We start from the raw sequence: 16837 nt of genomic DNA, 5'->3' as shown, positions 1-16837 counted from the left end.
ATTAAGGTTGGAGATTGTACTTGTATTTAAATTCTTTAATAATATTATGATTAATATCTTCTATCCTTATTAACTGATGTGCATTGTCATAAAAATAATATTCTTTATTTCCACTAGGCGTTGTCATACTTCTCATTCCTATAAACGGATCATAAGTATAAGTTGTAATGAGATATTCTTTGAGTTGAGAATTTAAACGGAATTGATCTAAACTTTGTTGTAATGCTACTTCTTTCGATTCATCTATGTCTTGGTTAGATTTTATATAGATATCAAGATTTTTATATGCATTTTTATCTGTTCCTAGACCCAATGCTTGCATAACTTGCGTGTAATTAGCGCCTTCTATTGTTGCAATTAATAAAGAACTGTTATACCCATAGATGTATGTAGTTGGAATACCTGTTTTAGATGTCTTTTGTAAAATATTTCCAAAATCATCATATAAATCATTTTTTTCTTCCGTATTGATTACATTATTTAATCCATATTTTCGAATAGAGGAAGGATAAAAATTATCTTGATGATCAAATTTCATTTCTATTTTTCCTATCTCTACATTGTTAGTCTTGTGTAAAACTTCTAATGGTATAGAGTGCATATTAGCATTCAATAATTTTGTATGATTCTTGTCTTTAGCATATTGATAGATAGCTTCTGTAACTGTTCCATCTGCTGTTATTCTCTTCTCTGTTTTTAGGTTATTCGTTTCTGGATCAAATGTTTTTTCTGAAATGATCTCTAATCCGTTCATTGCATCATCGTATGAAGTTTCCTTTGTTACAATTTTTTCTGGATATTGTTCAGTAGTAAAAAAATAATCTTTATAATCTTCATAAACATAAGAACCTAAATGAGGGGGTTCTATACCATTGTATATACCAAAATAGTAGCTTTGGTAAACTTTTGATGGACTATACTCAGGAAAAATGTAATCTGTTTCTATTACTTGTTTTTTATTATTACTATCGTCATACACTTCTTGTTTTTTTAGTAATCCTGATTTTATAGAATTATAATATGGTTTTACTATTTCATTAGGAATAGTTGGATGATCAAAAGTTGGATAATCAAAAGGTGTCTTATAGTAATATTTAGTATATCCCTTTTTATCACTTTCTGTTACTTTTACATTTTGATAAATAATAGATTGCTGTTCAGAATTTGGAATACCTAAACCACTTGATACATTTGGTTTATTAAAATAATCATAATTATACTCAATGAATTTACTAGGATTGGAAGCTCCTAAATCTTTATTATTTTTATAATAATTGATTTTCTTTATTCTTGCACCTGCAAAAGGAGATGATACTTCATTAGCATAAGGAGGTTGCTTATATAGTTTTTCTAATATATATATATAGCCATTACCACCTCCTGTTATTTCTATATATGCACTACCATCATTTGGTACCACATAATATTTCCCTGATAAATACTCATCAGTGGGTTCGTTATACCAATTAGTCCAATTATTAGGTATTGCATTTCTAACAACATATTTTACATAAGGCTCAGGACCAGGAACACCTTTCATTTCAATAGGTCCATTTCCATTATCAGATGGATAAATTTCACTTTTTTGAAATTGAATATATACTCTTACATATGGATCTGTACTTTTGAGATTATTGATATAATATTTTCTAGAAACTTTTGTATCGAAAGTGATATATTCTTCACCTTCACCTTCATAAAATTTACTATCTATGTACTCTATTTCTGGATCAGTAAATTGAAATGGATCTTTTATTTTATTAATGTATTCTTGTGAATTTTTATCAATGTATGATTCTAATTTATTTGGCTCAAATTCATAGTTTATAACACTTCCAGAAGGTAAAGTAATACGCTCTAATATACCACTAATTGTTTTTTTAGGATTATCATATTTTAAAATTTTATATAACCTATCCGTAGGTTCTCCCCAGTATGGAGAGGTTTCATGGTTTATATTTAAAGGTTTTATTAGATAATTAAAAGAAGTTTTTTCGAGGATATTAGAAAATTTATCAACTTTAATAAGACTACTAAACATTCTCATAAATATTTTTTTAATTTGATAATCACCGTATATACTATATAAATCATAAAATTCATCTGCCATTATATGAGAGGATAAGTTATATTTAGAAATGAAATTTCCTTTTTTATCTGTTAAAGTGATTGATTTTAAACTTGTTTTGTCTAATTCTTCTAAATCTAATTCTTCACTATATTCGAGTTGAATTTTACCATGATTTGTTTCAATAGTACTAAGTTTGTTATCAATGTAATCAATAATTGCAGCATTAAAATATTTAGTTGTAGTTTTATAGGTATAATCAACAATTTTATTACCTAAAGAATTTTGTATTTGACTTATAAAAAAAGTTGATCGGTAATTTCCTCCAGCGTTATAATCTCTTTTTCTATAATCAAAATTAGAAAATGTATATTTATATCCTTTAGAGTCGGTGATTTTAAATATTTTCACAAAAGGTTCAGAGTATAAATATTCTATTTCAAATTCAATATTACTACTTCCAGGATTTAACTTCATAATTTCAAAAGAAGCAGACGAAGTTGTAGAACTCGGGATTTTTATTAATTTGAAATATCCACTCTCTCCATTAATACTATAACTATATAAATTATAATCAGTTGTAGGGCTGTATTCTTCAGTATTTATCATAGAAATAGAAAAATTTCCTCCTATTAAATTCCAATTTCTTCCTATTACTCCATTATATCTTCCCATACGATAAGAATTAGGATGGTAAGAAAGTCCCAGATTAATATTAAAATCTTTTGCAGCTTGTAATTCAAACAAAGAAAAAGAAATATCTGGTACCCCTGTTTGATAAGAAGAGGGATTACTAATCAAAGTTGTATTATTCTGGGCTTTTAGTAAATAGCAATTAAAAAATGTAAATAATATAAAATAGTATAAAAATTTCATGTCTATTTTTTTATAATTTTAATATCTTGTTGTTGTTGATCGATGTGCAATTTTATAATGTATACTCCACTTGGATAGTTATTTATATTTAGAGGAGTCGTTCTATATTTTATATCAAATTCTTGTAATAGTTGTCCTGTTAGATTATAAATAGCACCATTTGCTTGTTTAAACTCTTGATTAATTAAAATGTTTACGTAATCTGAAGTAGGATTAGGATAAGCTTCGATATATTTTCTATCCTGGTTATTTAAAGTTTCTTTATTACCTAATTTAACAATCCAAAAATCTTGTTGTCCTTGACCTTCTGATTTTTTATTATGCGATGTTTTGGAATCTGAGTTTCCAATCAACATAATAGAGCCATCTCTTGTTTGAAGAGCAATTTGTAAATAATCAAATCCACTATTTTTTAACTCTTTACTCCATATATTTTCTCCCGATAGACTTAAAGTCATTGTTTGATATGAACTAATTTGTTGTTGAATATTATTATTTATAGAATACTCTAATTTGCTCCCTGCTAATAAATATTCTTTTTCTTTAGTTAAAATCAAGCTATTGATTGTTTGGTTTTGATTTAATTCTCTACTAATCTCTGATTGGAAGTTTAAATTATCATCCAAACGAATAATAGTTAACTCTGTTTTATCTCCTTTATTAAAAATTCCTGATAAATGGAATTCTTGTTTCTCTGTATCAAAATAAACTGAGCTAAATAAATCTTCATTATTTTCACCAAAACGTAGTTTTTTAGCTACTTCCCCATTCTTATTTAGTTGAATAGCTTCAATATCAAAATCTTTAAATTGATTATTTTCATTAATTGAGTTTGTTTGTCCTAAAAGGATGTAACTTTCTTTTGTTTCGATAATAGATTTTAATTCATCGGTATTTTCACCTCCTAAAGTTCTATCCCATTCAATATTTCCTTTTGAATTTAATTTTACGATCCAATAATCTTTACCCCCGATATTTTTTTCTGTCTTTATATTTGATTTTGGGGAATCAGAATTTCCTCCTAATAGATATCCTCCATCTTGAGTTTGTATGATAGTAACTAATTCATCATAACCTAGCCCGCCAATAGTTTTCTGCCATTGAATAGAACCAATAGCATCTAGTTTTAAAATCCAATAATCGGTAAGACCAATATTATCATCAGTTTTGTCTCCTGATTTTGAAGAATCCGTATACCCTCCTAGAATATAACCACCATCTTTGGTTAAATCACCCGAAGTAAGAAAATCATTTCCGTTACCTCCGAACGATTGTTGCCATTCTTGTTTACCGTCTTCGTTGATTTTCCAAATAAAAAAATCTAATCCACCTCTATTTTGTAACTGTTTATCTCCTGTAGCATCGGAAAGAGAACTGCCTAATAGTAAAAAACCATAATCAGGTGTAGAAATTGTATTATATAGATACTCTGAATGTTTTCCTCCTATTGACTTTTCCCACAAAACATCTTGTTGAGCATAGATTGTAAGCGCATAAAATAAGGAGAAAGCAGAAAGTAAAGTTTTTCTCATATATGTTAGTGTTAATTAGTTGTAAATATAAATAAAATGTTAACATAAACTAAAAGAAAACATAAATTTAATATCCCTCGTAGTGCATTATCAAACAAGATTAATTTTTATCTTATTAATATTTTCTATTAAACAGAAATTTATTTAGATATTAATAGTAGTTAAAGTTGTAATTTTCGCTAAAATCCTGGTTTTAAAACCTTCGAAAGTTTTGGCATAATTTACTCATTAGTTTATCTTTTTTATTTGGAATTCTTGATGTGCTTTGCAATTCGTCTAATCATAAACTGATCACAGAACTGAGAAAATAAGGTTTCGATTCGTTTTCTATATTTTTTGAAGGCATAAAATTATGGTTTATATTCTTTTTCATTAGCTCTTTTAGTGTTTCTAATTTTAAATTAACTTCTGTAAATAAGTCAATTTAATGGTTTGAAACAAAAAACTTTTATCAACAAGTAACACACAATCAGAAATTTGAAAATTCAAATCTTGTAAATAATGGATATCATGAACGGATGCAGAGATAAATTGAAACTTTGAAAACATCATTTCTAGAGCAAACTGCATGTAATTTATAGCCGTAAAAGTGAAGATTTTGAGAAGTGTAAAAAACCCTTATTTGGCATGGCATAATCGACCTATTTACATATTTTACTTCGATTGAACGTGAGATTTTACAGACTTCCAAAGGCATACTATCGACTACAAAAAAGTTCTCAAACTCGGTCAATTTATTCACCATTTTTAATCTTATTTCTTCCAAGAATGGAAATAATTTCCTTTTTCTTCGATTATAAACACTACGTTCAATTTTAGATTCAATCGCAAAACCTTTAATATCTCTAAAAAGCTGATGTTCAGAATCTATTAACTTAAATTTAGCTAAAATAATCAAGCTAATCAACTCTAAATCTGATAGTTTTGGCTTAATCGGTTTAAAATATTAATTATCATTCTTTGATAATTTACATAATTCGTTGAAAATTAAATTGTAACTTGCTTCTAAGTTGCTCATATTTATATCTGACCGGTAAATAATATAAATTAATCATTTTCAGTTAGTTGAAAAACTTTTTTTTTTAATAATACAATACGGATTGATATAATATTCAATCATCCTATTCCTTCATTTAAGTTTCCTTTTCTTTTTTATAAAGAGAGGAATTTGATGATCTACATTTTCTTGAATTGATGGATCAGATTGCGAGAAAATATTAAAAATATTGGTTGTAAAATTATTGTTTATATCTACAAATTCTTCATATTTTATATCTCGATTTTTGTAAAGTTCGTTTACTGTATTAAGGATTATTTCTTGATTTGTATTATTAGATTTAGCTTCAAAATCTTCTAAAAAATTAAGTACTTTTTTCTGTTCAGTATTTCCATTTTTCATAATCAATTTATAATGAATCGAATCTTCTAATGATCGATTAAATTCAAACATATTATCAAAAATTTGTTCACCAGATTCTTTAAAAGCTACTCGATCAAACTGTCCCAATTTTGCAGAATGACTTTGATTTTTACCTCGTGAGGTATTCATTGGACTAAGCTTGATTTTATTTGTACGATCCTTTCGACTAACAATAATCTGAATATGCATTTGTTCACCAGTTTTAGTTTCTCCTACTTTTAAAAGTCCTTGTTTTACTTCTTCATCCGTATGGTGGTAATAGCGATGATGTTCTAATTTTCCATACCACAGTAAATCTTTACCATTTTCAATTCCATTGCGTTTGAAGTTTTGAGCGTAAGCATCCATCACATTACTAGCATATTCTTTTAATTTTTCTTCTGTACCTTTATTTCCAAAACGCTCTTTTAAATGCATAATTTCTTGCTCACTTGGGCTAATATTAATTAGAAAAAACTTTGCGTCATTACGACTTAATTTGGCAATATTATGGTCAATATTTACACGAACTTCTTGAGGTGAAATGGTTTTATTTTGATGATTAAACCAATATTCAAGTTCTTTCTTTTGTTCTGACGATTTATTTTCTTTTTCTAAATATTTAACCAATTGACCGCAACTTCCTTTATTATTACCCGTTTCAGAATGTGTAATACGAATAAACATCATTATAGGTTTTTAAGAGATTGTTTAATACGATTGACAAGTTCTTCTTTTTTTAATCCTGAAGTTGTCCAACCCATTTCTTCACGCTTGTAGATATAATCATCCAATAATTGAGCAAATTGCTTCTTCAAAACTTCTTTTTCTTTCTGTTTGGATAGTAAATATTTTAATGCATTTGTGATCTGTAGATTTTGTTTCGTAAGTATTGAAGTTTGCTTATTTTCTTCTATTAAATACTGTTCTATTTTTTCTAACAACTCTTTTTGATTATGTGAAGTATTTTTTAGAATAGCAATATCAGAAAACAAAGGCAATAAGAAATCTTTTTCTTGCTGTCGAATAAAAGCTATAATACGACTGATTCCTGAAGAAAGTTCTTTCTTCAAGATTTCATCTCCAGCATCTGAAGGATCTTTTTTACATCGGTAAAAATAATCCACCATCTGACAAAACAATTCTTTTTTGCTTCGTCTTAAATTTTCAGCTAGCTTCTCAAATTTTTCATCTGTTTCTTTTGGATAACGAATGCTGTTGGTATTATTCTGCTTCATCTTCTTAATTTTCTAAATCCAATTCATCTTTTCTTTATGTATACCTGGTGATATACCATTTTTATGATTATATAGAGCTTATATGGTCAAATGTATACCTCTGGTATACGAAAATCCTCTATAACGCAGTAAAGAGGCAAGCAAGTAGGGCTCTGCCCAACTCCCGCTTGCTTTTTCCAAAACATTTATATGTTTCCAAATAATTGCATTTTATTATGACCATTCGTTCTAAAATAAATTTTTAGATACTGCATTAAGCTTTTTATGATTATTTTACAAAGTAAGGTATCTATAAGCAATTGGTTATAAGACAAATTATGTCACTAAATTCCAAATGCTACCATTTAGAAATGAAGATTGCAAATCTGTTAGAAAATCAGAATATATAGTATAAAAGAAATACAACACTATTGAATTATGTTTATAGATAGCTAAATACGCTTTTAAAAGTAGCAAGTGGATATATGTTTACTTAAATATGTAAGTAAATATTTACATCAATACATAATTACAATTGTACGCTTTTATGTAAAAGCATTTTACTATATGTATATACAAGAAATTGAAAATAACTAAATCTTTATTTAGATTTAGTTTTCAAAAGAAAAAGGAGAAAAAGAAAGCAGTAAATCGGAAAGGACAGTGCAGAGACAAAAGGAAACGGATTAAGTCCCAAAGGGTGAAACAGAAAAAATAACTTTATTTTTGTTTTTCTGTTTCATTATGCCGTAAGCTTTTGGCTGGCTATAGCGCAGGAGTCCTTTCAAACTTAGCTGCCTTTTTATTTCTTTTGATTGAGCATCTATCCTTTTTAATCAAATTACTTATAAAAGTGAATAATCAATAATATTTAGTAAAGTTGGCTGTCACAGCCATTGAAAGGATAACAGATGTTATGCTTTCACCTATTCGATAAAACTCTTTAATAAGCTGAGATATAGCGGATGAAAATTAAAGTGTTTTGAGGATTGAATTTCTATTAATTTTTTTATTTTAAGTTGAATATAGATAGATGAAAAATGTTTTCCCACAAATTCACTTTGTTGTAAACGAACTCCAATTCCGAAATACGAATTTCAGACAAATATACGTTCTCATTATCTTGCTTTTAACATCAAAGAGTATCCGCTATTAATTATTGATGAAAGTAAGTGAACCCACGCGTTGTATATGTAATTTACATTTAGTGAGTGTTTATTATCAACCTCACCTTATGGGTGTACAATCACCCTCAAAATTATAGTATTTTAAGATTTGAATTTCTATTATTTACCCAATCAAGGTTAAACATAGACAAACAAAATTTTTATAATGTTCAAAATTCATTTATTTAAATTCATTTCCAAAGCTGACTTAAGAGTTGTATCTGAGTTTGTTTTTTTAATCTTCAAATTGTTTTTTGTATAAAACATTTGAAATACATACTTTCTAATCCATTGCGATTTCTTGCCATTATTTGTTAATGAAAGAACGATAAGTGAGCTGTTGTATATGTTTTTTTTACATTTAGTGAGTGTTCGTAATCAACCTCACCTTACGGGTGTACAATCGCCCTCAAAAATTATAATTTATGCTATAATAAGCTCAATTCCTGCTTTGTCAGCTTTATATTTTATTTTAGTCATCAGTTCGTAATAACTCCAATTCCTCAGTACAAATTCTTCTTCTTTGGCTAGCTTCATCTTTTCTTCTTGATCCAATAATATAAGTGTTCCTGCTTTATTATCGATACAAAAATCGATTAACCTTCTACTGTAAACATGTAATCGATTATGTACGTAATTACGTTCTAATTCACTCATTTTTTCTAGCGCTTTTAGTTTTCTCGTTCTTCCTTTGCCCGATTTCGCATAGGTTACTCCTGCTTGTGTTCGTTTACGGGAAGCTTGTATCGCTAATCTTCTATACAAAAATTCTTCTTTGGTTCCGATAGAAAGTCGAGATTTACCTACTTTTACAACCAATGGATATTCCAATGATAAGGAAGCTTCTGCTATCATTTCGGGTTGTAATTGATGGTTTTCTTTTTCAATTTCAACAACAGCTAACCAAAATATTTTACCTTTTTCTATTTTTATTTGCGACGTACAAAGTTTAACTTCACCACTTACTACTTGTTCCAATAATTTTTTGTTACCTGTAAAATCTTTTCCTAAATAGGTTTTGAATGGAAGTTGAAATAATCGAAAACAAAAACTTTTTTTCTCGGGATGATAAGATAATTTACTAATACCTTCCAATCCAAAAGGAAATGCCATATCTCTTTTAAAGTTTTTTAAAGAAGCTTCTCCTCTCCAATATTCTTGGTAATCTTTGTTAAACGTACTTTGGAGTCTACTATTTAAACACGATAAGATATTCATCGGAATTTCACCCTTAAAACGATCTGATATCACACGATAAGTGGTATTTATTCGCGAACGTTGTAAGATTCCTGCTTCATCTTTCTTTTCATCAACCAACTTGTGTATAACCCCTTCTGAAAGATACAAGAACTCTTTCACCATCGCTTGTATATACAAATGTGAAACGATCAAATTAGCGGCTCTATAACACCTATTTCTCCATTTATAAAGTATTTCCAAAACCTCTTGACGTTCTTCTTGGGTAGGTAAATCAACAATTAACTGTATTTTTCGAGTGAGTATTAAAGTAGATTTTTCCATCATCAATAGTTTAGGGATTGAACTTTATTTTGTTGGGTAAATTTATAGGCGACTATAAACTCATTGTGTACTTCTTTCTGTGACAATTGTAATTCTTCTGCGATGTTTGCAAAAGATTGTTTATGCTCGCATCGAAGTTTTAAAATCAACGATTGTGTTTTGGTCATCTTTTCTAACTTCTCTTCTGTACAGACTGTTTTGGTTTTAATAATTAACTTATCTTGATGACTTAAAATCTTCTTAAGATCTTCAATAGCACTTTTAATTTCGTTACTTGTTTCAGTTATTCCTCTTCCCATTGCATTGGCAATCGCTTTGTACTGAAATCTATGTTTTAAACAGAGTTCTATCAAATGTTTTCTTTCAGCACTTAATAAGGGCAATACTTTTATAATTTCATTAAAATAGTGCTGTTGTGTTTCTTGTTCGTTCAGGTTTTCCAATACATCAGCGGGATCATATCCAGCCAAATAACTTTGGTAATTCTCATAATCCTCTAACGAATTCACAGTTCTAAAAAACTTATTCTTCGGTTTAGCATAATGCGAATAACAACTGTATTTCATTACAAACCTCAAAAAGAAAAAGATATGATCAGGGGATTCCATCTTCTCTCGATATTCCCAAAGTTTCAGAAACACATCTTGAACCAAACATTCTACTACAAATTCATCTTTAATTATTCGTTTTCCAAACCAAAAGATTCGTTTATGATATCTGACATAAATACGTTCCAAAGCAGTAGAATCACCTTTTTTTAATAATTCAAATTCTTTTTCTAGCATAATAATGGATTTTACTATAATAGTTTTGATTTATTGCAAGTTTTTAGGTTTTCATAACTTAAAATGAATTTTAGTCATTTCAACTATACTCATTGCTTACAACTTAAAGTAGGTAGTAGCCCCAATAAATTTGGAAAATGACATGAAACGTTTTACTTTTAATGTCCGAATAAAAAAGGTAAAACAAATGTTGTCAAAGTCTCAATACTGAGGCTCTGATAGAGAGCGAGTAAAGAAAGGATAGCCCTTTGCTTTACGTTCCGTGTTTAAAAAATGTTATAAATACGGAGTATTTTTCTTTAAAAGAATGGTTAAAAACAAACAGACTTTATCTGGTGGTTTTTTTCGGATGAATGGAAATTGTTTCGTTCTCATTTTGTGTTTGGTTTTATGGAACGATGTTTCTCGTATATGAAGAAATACTTGCAAAAAAAGCAAGGCGGCTTCACACTTTAGTACCGAGGGCGACCAAACCCTACTTAAATAAATTTAAGCTTCTACCTAAAGCATATGTGAAAACCGCCCATGCCGTATGCTAAAGTACAAAACTTTTGAGACATGGAGCGATTTCACGATACTCTCGATAGAAAATTGGTCGTTTCGGTTCGAGATTACATCGTTTTAATTATGACGATTAAAAGTCTAATTATCAATTCGCTTATACAAATATAACAATATTTTTCAATTATAGGGATATATCCCTAAAGAAATTTTTAATAATAATCTCAATTTGCTTTGAAATACTTTAGAAATGGATATAACAGATGAATTTTTAATTCAAATAGGAAAGCAAATTTCATATCTTAGAGAAAAAAACAATCAAACTTTAGATGATTTAGAATTCTTAAGTGGAATTGATTCAAGCGATATTAATAAGTATGAAAAAGGAAAAACGAACTTAACTATACGTAATTTAATTCGAATAGCTAAAGCTTTAAATGTTCATCCAAAAATTCTTTTAGATTTCGATTTTGATGTTAATAAATATAATAATGAATAAAGGCTCTAATAAGGAGCTTTTTTTAATTAAAAAAACACTTGCACAACAATGGTTATGAATTAGTTTTGTTTGTATATTTGTTATTTAGGCTAATTACTGATATTTTTTTATGAAACATATATTGTATTAGCTGCGTGAAAACAATGTTATACGTCACTTTAGAATAAACTAAATGATTAGAAAGAAACAAAGAGTTCTTCAACATGTAATGGAGGATGAATCATATGAAATTATAAAATGTCAAATTCCAAAGCACTGGGTAATTAGAGAATTTAATCGTCCAGATTATGGAATTGATTTGGTTATCGAACTTTTTGAATTAATAGATGAGGATGTTGCTGAGACTTTAGGTGAATTCATTTATGTCCAAGTAAAATCGGTAAAAGAATTACAATTAAAGCAAGAAATTATTTATGAAGTTGGAAATGTTGCTAAAGGAATATGGAATGAAAATAGAAAATCTTATACTAAACTTGACGTAATAAAATATCCTTTTGACACAACTTCAATTTTCACCTTTCAATCTTTAGGTGGTAGTGTTCCTGTCTTATTATTTGTTGTAGATATAAAAAATAGAGAGACATATTTTGTTTGTGTAAACGATTACATTGATAAAATAATTTTACCACAAAACCCTAAATATACAGAACAAGGTTCAGTGACATTTAATATACCATCGTTAAATAAATTATCCAACCCTGATATAGCGAACAACGCTCTCAAATTTTATGGCAAAAGAGCTAAACTTCTTGCGGCTTTTTCTAAATTTTCGTTTCAAAAAAACGAAATCAAACATATTTTTGGCTACAAAGATTATCCAGTTTGGACATACCGAGATGAAATAGAAAAAGATAAAGTCTATCAACCATATGAAATTAAAACTCAAATATTATACTTTATTTCTCAAATAGAAGATTTGGATATATGGCAACACAATGAGTGGCAAGTATTACCACAAGCAAAATTTGACCTAATTCAAGTAAAAACTATTTTAGAAAATGATGAAATAGATTGGAGAATTGCGAAAGATAAAATTATTGTTTTATGGCATCAACTAACTAACTTGGGGACCATGTATGAAGACATTTGTCGTGAATGGTTTCTACCCAAAATGATTAGTTTAATGACATCTTATCCAACAATGCCTGAAATAATTGATGAAAAATAAAAGCGAACGCATAACATGGGTAACTGTTGCACAACTCCAATTTTAGGTACAAAAACACAAAATAGTATAAATAATAACATGTTTAGAAGCTTTTTTTAAGGAGGTTTTTGTTTTTACGTGAAAACGTATTTTTTTATTAAATGGTTGTTGTATGTTTGAGAACATACCATCTATTATACTCAATAAAACTCAAAAAATAATGGCAAAAACAAAAAAGATTGAAGAAGTTTCTTTAGTTTCAGATAACCCAGAAGTTGCAAAACCAAAACTTACAAAATTAATTATCAAAAACTACAGATGTATTGGAAGTACACCTGTCGAAATAGATTTAAATGATATAGTAGTTTTAGTTGGAGCAAACAATGTAGGAAAAAGTTCTATTCTTAAAGCTTATGAATTAGCTATGTCTCAAGGCTCAAATAAAGCAAACTTGAGTTTAGAAGATTTCCCGCATAACAAAATCGACCCAGAAAATTTACCTGAAATAGAAATACATACAAGAGTCTACGATAATGCTCCAGGAGAAAAATGGATAGAAATTCAAGAAAATGGAGATTTTATAGTTAAGGAAAAATTCATTTGGGAAAGTGAAGGAAAACCTAAAAGACAAGGATTTGACGTTGAAGTAAAAGATTGGAGCGATAATGTTCCTTGGGGAGCGCCAAATGTCGCAAATTCAAGAAGACCTGAACCTCATAAAGTAGATGCTTTTGATTCGCCAGAAAAGCAAGCAGATGAAATTAAGAAATTAATTATGCAAGCCTTGACTGAAAGAGTTAAAAATTACAAAAATCTAAACCAAGAAGGAGAAGAAGAAAACGAATATCAAAAGCTTTTAAGACAAGTTAAAGAGTTACAGAAAAAAATTCTTGATGAGGCTAAAGATCAAATTGATGAAGTAAATCAAGAATTAACAACACTTATAAGTAAAGTTTTTCCAAAATATAAAATCGATTTTGACGCCAAAGCCGAAGATAATTTAGATAATGCAATTAATCTTTTTAAAGCAGATACACAGTTATTAATGGGACCCGAAGATGGATATTTAAGTACAATCGATAGACAAGGAAGTGGTGCACGTAGAACTTTATTATGGACAGCCCTAAAATTCATATCGGAAAACAATCAAAAAGCAAAACCTGAAGGGGCTTTAAACAGACCTCATTTATTACTAATTGATGAACCTGAATTATGTTTACATCCAAATGCTATAAGAGAGGCTTGTAACTTACTTTACGAATTACCTGAAACTGGTAATTGGCAAGTTATGGTTACAACTCATTCACCAATTTTTATAGATTTTTCAAAAGACAATACAACAATTATTAAAGTTGAAAAACAAGAGAATGGTGATATTATTGGAACTACTGTTTTTAGACCTGATAAGGTTAACTTAGATGATGAAGATAAAAGAAATTTAAAATTACTTAATTTATGTGACCCTTATGTTGCTGAATTCTTTTTTGGTGGAAAAGTTATAGTTGTCGAAGGGGATACAGAATATACAGCTTTCAATTATATCAAAAGACAAAAACCTGAATTATATAATAATATAAATATTATTAGAGCTCGTGGAAAAGCTACTATAGTCTCGCTTATCAAGATTCTTAATCATTTTGGTTCAGATTATTCTGTTCTTCACGATTGTGACTTGCCGAGAATTACAACCAAAAAAGGAAAAGAAATGGCTAATCCTGCTTGGGGAAATAATCCTAATATTTTGGAGGCTATAAATTCAAAACCAGCAGGTACTTCTACTAGACTCTTAGCTTCTCTTCCAAATTTTGAAGAAGCCTATTTTGAAGAAATAGCAAATGAAGAAAAACCATATAATGCATTAAAAAAACTTGAAGAAAATCATATTTATTTTAATAAAGTTGAAACTCTTCTGAAAGCATTAATCAACTTCGAAAGCGAAACACCTATTAATTGTACAGAATGGTCTTCAATTGAGGAATTAGAAACTAAGCTTTTGGAAATTGGATCCTAACAATATTACTGCCTATAATAACTAAGATTTCGTCTTGCCCAGAGGGCATGAGATGTATTGGAAATTATTTAAGATAAAAAACAATGAATATACAACCTCACTAAATATTTTAAGCGAGGTTTTCTTTTTTACACAATAAGATATACTTGTTATCTTATCGTCTATTTTTTTTGAAGGACAAAATAGTCTATTTCTTCGAGGTTTGTTCGAGTGTCCTTCGACAATGGTTCGAGAAAAAGTACGTTTTGTTGAACATCAGTCGAACAACGGTCGAAGGATTGTCGAAGAAGATACATCAAAAAATACATTTTAGCTAGTATACTATTTTTTGCGTTAGAGATCACCAAACAACAAAACTAACCTCTTGATTAATTCCTTAATTAATCAAAACCAATACCTGACATATACTTCCAATAAATGCCTATTTATAGCTTCTTCATCATTTAGAACTACTTTTTATTAAACGATTCAAATGTTTAAAAACTTTATGAATAATAAAGAATAAGATGATGAAGAAAGGTGATGAATATTTAAAAATATCTGATAATCAAAAAGATAATGTCGATATAAATCAAAAAAGACAAGCTAAGAAGGAAGAAAAAGTTGTAAATTTGATTATAGAGATCATTTTATCTACCACTTTAAAGGAATACTATGAAAAGAGCAATAAGATACCTTAGGTTTAGTCAGCTCGGACAGAGTAATGGTTCAATAGAACGGCAAGAACTTTATACTGATCAATGGTTAGAATTTAATGAAGTTAAATTAATCGACACTTTTATTGATCGTGGTAAAAGTGCTCGCACATTTGATCGTCCTGATTTTATTAAACTCAAAGACTTTATTAAGAAACATTATAAAACTGTTGATTATCTTCTTGTCGACCAATTGGATCGTTTTAGTCGCGATGCAGGTGAAGCGATGAGTATGGTGAAATTACTTCAGAAAAAATACAACATTCAAGTTGTAAGCGTTACAGAGGGAATAATCTTCGATTACGACACGCCTGGTAGTTTTTTCAGAGCAGGTTTACAATTACTTCTAGCTGAAGAAGACAACATTAATCGAAGTATAAAGGTGAAAGGCGGTATTTATACTGCTAAAGTAAAAGAAGGACGATTTGTTTTTAAAAATGCTCCTTTTGGCTACAGGAAAATTGGAGAACGAAAAGAACGAAAACTAATTGTAGAAGAAACAGAAGCTAAAATTGTCCGCCATATTTATGACGCTTTTCTTAAAAACACGCCCCTTTATTTGATAAAAGAAGAAGCTAGAAATCTTGGATTTACTACCAAGGGAAATATGGCGATTGAACGTGTTCTAAAAAATCCTGTCTATGCAGGATTATTAAAAGTAGAAGCGTATAAAAATTATCCTGGGGGATTATTTGATGCGATCCATGAACCAATCATCGATAAGGCTTCATGGGTGATGGTTCAAGAAAAATTTAAAAATCCAACTAAACAGCGTGTAGTCATAGATGATGAACTTCCTCTACGAGGGATATTAAAATGCCATTGTGGAACACCATTATCAGGAGCCCCATCGAGAGGGAAATCAGGAAAATATTTTTACTATTATAAATGCCGACATTCACGACACAATAACATTAGTGCTATAAAAGCTCATCATCAACTTCTTCAAATTTGTGAATTAATGAGCTTATCATCTGTTCAACTCAATAAAATTAAATCTGAAACGAATAAATCACTTGAAATTGAGCTATCAAACAATAGAAAAAAGGTTGTTGAAAAACAAAATCAATTATTAGCAGTTCAAGAGAAGTTATTTTCGGTAGAAGAAAAATGGATTAAAAACGAAGTAAGTAAGGATACGTATCAACGTTGGTTTTCTAGTTACAATGATGAAATTATAACTCTTAAAGGGTCAATAGAGCGATATAGTACTGATCAACAAGTTGCTTTTAAAATCTTAGAAAAGAATCTGAATCAATTAACGGATATGAAGTTTGTTTATTCTAAAGCTAATACTTTACAGAAAAGAGAATTTGTAAACATAGTGTTCGACAGCAATTTATACTATGAAAATGGGATTTATCGAACACCTACAATGATGGATTTATTTTCGATTAATCATTTGAAAATGAAGGAAGAA

General features: G+C 28.9%; 11 protein-coding genes and 1 pseudogene. 5 read left to right on the top strand and 7 right to left on the bottom strand.

The genetic code is table 11. From position 1 onward, the window contains the following. Position 1 precedes the first annotated feature (1 nt). The 7 genes and pseudogenes from H277_RS0117580 to H277_RS0117550 all read right to left on the bottom strand — a co-directional run bounded on the left by H277_RS0117580 (position 2) and on the right by H277_RS0117550 (position 10564). A complete protein-coding gene (locus H277_RS0117580; RefSeq protein WP_033422796.1) occupies positions 2-2944 on the bottom strand; it encodes a hypothetical protein in 2943 nt (980 codons plus the stop codon). A gap of 2 nt (positions 2945-2946) precedes the next feature. Then, a complete protein-coding gene (locus tag H277_RS0117575; RefSeq protein WP_019976940.1) occupies positions 2947-4476 on the bottom strand; it encodes a T9SS type A sorting domain-containing protein in 1530 nt (509 codons plus the stop codon). Positions 4477-4566: 90 nt separating this feature from the next. Beyond that, positions 4567-5494, bottom strand: a pseudogene (locus H277_RS20640) (IS982 family transposase). Between the two features lie 111 nt (positions 5495-5605). Further along, on the bottom strand, positions 5606-6565 hold the full coding sequence (locus H277_RS0117565) for a DUF5712 family protein (protein WP_019976938.1): 960 nt from the start codon (positions 6563-6565) through the stop codon (positions 5606-5608). Then, entirely contained in the window at positions 6565-7113 is a 549-nt protein-coding gene (locus H277_RS0117560) for a BfmA/BtgA family mobilization protein (protein WP_019976937.1), read from the bottom strand. The genes H277_RS0117565 and H277_RS0117560 overlap by 1 nt, the downstream gene beginning before the upstream one ends. A gap of 1568 nt (positions 7114-8681) precedes the next feature. Further along, positions 8682-9779 carry a hypothetical protein gene (locus H277_RS0117555; RefSeq protein WP_026357712.1) on the bottom strand — a complete coding sequence of 366 codons (1098 nt, stop codon included), beginning with the start codon at positions 9777-9779 and terminating at the stop codon, positions 8682-8684. A 2-nt stretch (positions 9780-9781) separates the two neighbouring features. After that, positions 9782-10564, bottom strand: coding sequence for an RNA polymerase sigma factor (locus tag H277_RS0117550; protein WP_019976935.1), 783 nt, complete (start codon positions 10562-10564; stop codon positions 9782-9784). Positions 10565-11315: 751 nt separating this feature from the next. On the opposite strand from H277_RS0117550, the gene H277_RS0117540 reads away from it, so the two are divergent. The 5 genes from H277_RS0117540 to H277_RS0117515 all read left to right on the top strand — a co-directional run. Further along, the gene (locus H277_RS0117540) at positions 11316-11564 is read left to right on the top strand and encodes a helix-turn-helix domain-containing protein (protein WP_019976933.1); all 249 of its coding nucleotides are present in this window, start codon (positions 11316-11318) and stop codon (positions 11562-11564) included. 172 nt (positions 11565-11736) lie between these two features. Then, positions 11737-12732 (top strand): DUF4365 domain-containing protein, encoded by a 996-nt coding sequence (locus H277_RS0117535; RefSeq protein ID WP_019976932.1) that lies wholly within the window; start codon positions 11737-11739, stop codon positions 12730-12732. Positions 12733-12931: 199 nt separating this feature from the next. After that, positions 12932-14722: an ATP-dependent nuclease gene (locus H277_RS0117530; RefSeq protein ID WP_033422798.1), complete on the top strand. Its 1791-nt coding sequence runs from the start codon at positions 12932-12934 to the stop codon at positions 14720-14722. Positions 14723-15231: 509 nt separating this feature from the next. Beyond that, positions 15232-15402 carry a hypothetical protein gene (locus H277_RS20320; protein WP_169337527.1) on the top strand — a complete coding sequence of 57 codons (171 nt, stop codon included), beginning with the start codon at positions 15232-15234 and terminating at the stop codon, positions 15400-15402. Further along, positions 15377-16837, top strand: a 1461-nt coding sequence (locus H277_RS0117515; protein ID WP_019976928.1) for a recombinase family protein, incomplete at its 3' end; no start/stop codon positions are given. The genes H277_RS20320 and H277_RS0117515, both read left to right, overlap by 26 nt.

Origin of the sequence: Empedobacter brevis NBRC 14943 = ATCC 43319 (genome assembly GCF_000382425.1) — a bacterium.
GTDB lineage: Bacteria > Bacteroidota > Bacteroidia > Flavobacteriales > Weeksellaceae > Empedobacter > Empedobacter brevis.
The sequence above is the reverse complement of the archived record's forward strand: the minus strand, read 5'-3'. Positions and strand labels throughout refer to the sequence as shown.

Coding starts and splice junctions, on each gene's coding strand:
- H277_RS0117580 (WP_033422796.1), bottom strand. CDS start 2,944: ATGAAATTTTTATACTATTTTATATTATTTACATTTTTTAATTGCTAT.
- H277_RS0117575 (WP_019976940.1), bottom strand. CDS start 4,476: ATGAGAAAAACTTTACTTTCTGCTTTCTCCTTATTTTATGCGCTTACA.
- H277_RS0117565 (WP_019976938.1), bottom strand. CDS start 6,565: ATGATGTTTATTCGTATTACACATTCTGAAACGGGTAATAATAAAGGA.
- H277_RS0117560 (WP_019976937.1), bottom strand. CDS start 7,113: ATGAAGCAGAATAATACCAACAGCATTCGTTATCCAAAAGAAACAGAT.
- H277_RS0117555 (WP_026357712.1), bottom strand. CDS start 9,779: ATGGAAAAATCTACTTTAATACTCACTCGAAAAATACAGTTAATTGTT.
- H277_RS0117550 (WP_019976935.1), bottom strand. CDS start 10,564: ATGCTAGAAAAAGAATTTGAATTATTAAAAAAAGGTGATTCTACTGCT.
- H277_RS0117540 (WP_019976933.1), top strand. CDS start 11,316: ATGGATATAACAGATGAATTTTTAATTCAAATAGGAAAGCAAATTTCA.
- H277_RS0117535 (WP_019976932.1), top strand. CDS start 11,737: ATGATTAGAAAGAAACAAAGAGTTCTTCAACATGTAATGGAGGATGAA.
- H277_RS0117530 (WP_033422798.1), top strand. CDS start 12,932: ATGGCAAAAACAAAAAAGATTGAAGAAGTTTCTTTAGTTTCAGATAAC.
- H277_RS20320 (WP_169337527.1), top strand. CDS start 15,232: ATGAAGAAAGGTGATGAATATTTAAAAATATCTGATAATCAAAAAGAT.